Origin of the sequence: Streptomyces sp. SID14478 (assembly GCF_010548525.1) — a bacterium.
Lineage (GTDB): Bacteria > Actinomycetota > Actinomycetes > Streptomycetales > Streptomycetaceae > Streptomyces.
Genome location: NZ_JAAGMG010000275.1, coordinates 1 through 3,082 on the forward strand (window position 1 = coordinate 1; position 3,082 = coordinate 3,082).

Consider the following 3,082-nt stretch of genomic DNA (forward strand, 5'->3'; position numbering starts at 1 on the left):
GGCGACGTATGGGCGTGGGCGTGAGGGTGAACGTCCTTTGTGGTTGGGGTCGTTGAAGTCGAACATCGGGCATGCTCAGGCGGCTGCGGGTGTGGCTGGTGTGATCAAGATGGTGTTGGCGTTGGGGCACGGGGTGCTTCCGGCGTCGTTGCATGCGCAGGAGCCGTCGTCGCATGTGGACTGGTCGTCGGGTGGTGTGGAGGTGTTGCGGGCGGCACGGCGGTGGCCGCGGGTCGAGGGTCGTGTGCGGCGTGCGGGGGTGTCCGCGTTCGGAGTGAGCGGCACGAACGCCCACCTGATCGTCGAAGAACCTGCCGCAGTGAATGCCGCCCAAGAGGGCCGGTCGGTAGGCGTACTGGAAGCCGCGGGGGTGGTGCCGCTGGTGCTGTCCGCGCGCACGGAGACCGCCCTGGCCGCCCAAGCTGCCCGGCTGGCACCCGTGCCGGCGCACACGGACACGCTGGAAGGCATCGGCCGCTCCCTCGCCACCGGACGCACCCACCACGAGCGGCGCGCCGTCGTCCTCGCCGAGAACCCGCAGACGGCGCAGGACCTCCTGCGACGGCTTCAGGAAGGCCTCCCGGCTCCCGACCTCCTCACCGGTGTGGGGGGTGGGGGGCGTCGGGTGGTGTGGGTGTTCCCGGGTCAGGGTTCGCAGTGGGTGGGGATGGGGCGGGGGCTGCTCGATGTCCCGGTGTTCGCCCAGGCGTTGGCGGAGTGTGATGCGGCGTTGGCGGAGGTGGCGGGTTTCTCGGTGGTGGAGGTGATCCGTGGTGTGGAGGGTGCTCCGTCCCTTGAGCGGGTTGATGTGGTGCAGCCGGTGTTGTTCGCGGTGATGGTGTCGTTGGCGCGGTTGTGGCGGGCGTGTGGTGTGGAGCCGGATGCCGTGGTGGGGCATTCGCAGGGGGAGATCGCGGCGGCGTGTGTCGCGGGTGCCCTGTCGTTGGACGACGCGGCGCGGGTGGTGGCCCTGCGCGCCCGCGCACTGGCCGAACTCGCCGGCGAGGGCGGCATGACCTCCGTGGCGCTGTCCGAGGAACGGGCCCGCGAACTCCTCGCCGACCTGCCCGGGGGCATCGGCATCGCCGCGGTCAACTCCCCCGCCTCGGTGGTGGTGGCCGGAGACCTTGACGCGCTCACCGCGTTCGAGGAGCGCTGCGCCGCCGACGGCATCCGGGCCCGCCGCATCCCCGTCGACTACGCCTCGCACTCGCCCCACATGGAGGGGCTCCGCGCACGCGTCCTCACCGACCTCGCGGGCGTGCGCGCACGGCCGTCCGCGACACCGCTCTACTCCACCCTGTGCGGCGCACGCTGCGACACCGGCGACATGGACGCCACGTACTGGTACGACAACCTCCGTTCCCAGGTCCGCTTCGCCGAGGCGATCGGCGCCGCCCTCGACGACGGCTACGACACCTTCGTCGAAGTGAGCCCCCACCCCGTCCTCACCACCGGCGTCCAGGAGACCGCCGAGCACTGCGGGCACGAGGCACTCGTCCTCGGCAGCCTCCACCGCGACACCGGCGAGCGGCACTTCGTCCGCGAACTCGGCCGCGCCCACACCGGCGGCGTATCCGTCGACTGGGCCGCCGTCTTCCCCGACCGGGCGCCCGTCGCGCTGCCCAACTACCCCTTCGAACACCGGCGTTACTGGCTGGCGCCCGAGATCCCCGACCGGGTGGCAAACTGGCGGCACCGCATCGAATGGCGCCCCTTCTCGCCGCTCACCGGCCCGCTCACCGGCCGGTACCTCGTCGTCGGCTCAGGCACCGACCCGCGGCAGGACGCCGTGGCCCACGCCGTCGAGGAGGCCGGCGGCTCGGTACTGCGGCTCACCACCGACGCGACGCCGGGGCAACGGGCCCGGCTCGCACAGGAGTTGCGCGAGTCCGCGCAGGACGTGACAGCAGTCGTGTCCGTACTGGCCCTGCAGGCGCGGGACGCCGGGGAGCACGACGAGCTGTGGGCCGCCACCGCCACCCTCGGCCTGCACCAGGCGCTCGGCGACGCGGGCATCGACGCCCCCCTGTGGCTGGTGACGAGCGAGGCCGTGGCCGTCGAGGACGCCGATCCGGCCGACCCCGCACAGGCCATGGTCTGGGGCATCGGACGCGTCATGGGCCTGGAGGCCCCCGCACGCTGGGGCGGCCTGCTCGACCTGCCCGGGCAACTCGCCGAGCCCGTACTGCGCCACCTCACCGCCTGCCTGGCGGGCGGCGCCGGCGACGAGGACCAGATCGCCCTGCGGGCCTTCGGCAGCCACGTCCGACGCCTCGTCAAGGCCCCGCCCGCACCCGGCGCGACCCCCTGGGAGTCCGCCGGGACGGCGCTGGTCACCGGCGGCACCGGCGCCCTCGGCGCCCACGTCGCCCGGCACCTCGCCCGCACCGGGACCGACCACCTCGTGCTGGTCGGCAGGTCGGGCGGACAGGCACCGCACCGCGCGGAACTGGAGGCGGAGCTGACCGCCCTGGGCGCCCGGGTGACCTTCGCGTCCTGTGACGTCACCGACCGCGGCCAACTGGGCGGCCTGACCGCCGCATTGGAACGGCAAGGCGAGCGGATCCGTACGGTGATGCACCTGGCCGGTGTCCCCGACGGACGGGCCGTGGCCGACCTCGACCCGGACGAACTGGCCCGCGTGACCCGGGCGAAGACCGTCGGCGCCCGGTTGCTGGACGAACTGTGCCCCGACGCCGAGACGTTCGTGCTCTTCTCCTCCAACGCGGGGGTGTGGGGCAGCGGCCTGCTCGGCGCCTACGCCGCCGGCAACGCCCACCTCGACGCCCTCGCGCACCGGCGCCGGGCCCGGGGGCAGGCCGCCACCAGCGTCGCCTGGGGAGCCTGGGCCGACGGCGGCATGGCCGACGCCGACCTGCCCGGCCTGATCCGGCGCGGACTGCGCCCCATGGCCCCCGACAAGGCGCTGCGCGCCCTCCAACAGGCCCTGGACCAGCGCGACGTCTGCGTCTCGATCGCCGACGTCGACTGGAACCGGTTCGCCGTCGGCTTCACCGCCGCCCGGCCCCGCCCGCTCATCGAGGACCTGCCCGACACCGTCCACCGCCTGCCCGCCGAC

The 3,082-nt window shown here is 73.9% G+C and carries 1 protein-coding gene; it reads left to right on the plus strand.

Annotated elements, in window-relative coordinates; all coding sequences use genetic code 11:
* Window positions 1–3,082, plus strand: a 3,082-nt coding sequence (locus G3I40_RS09580) for a type I polyketide synthase (RefSeq protein ID WP_164301732.1), incomplete at both ends; no start/stop codon positions are given.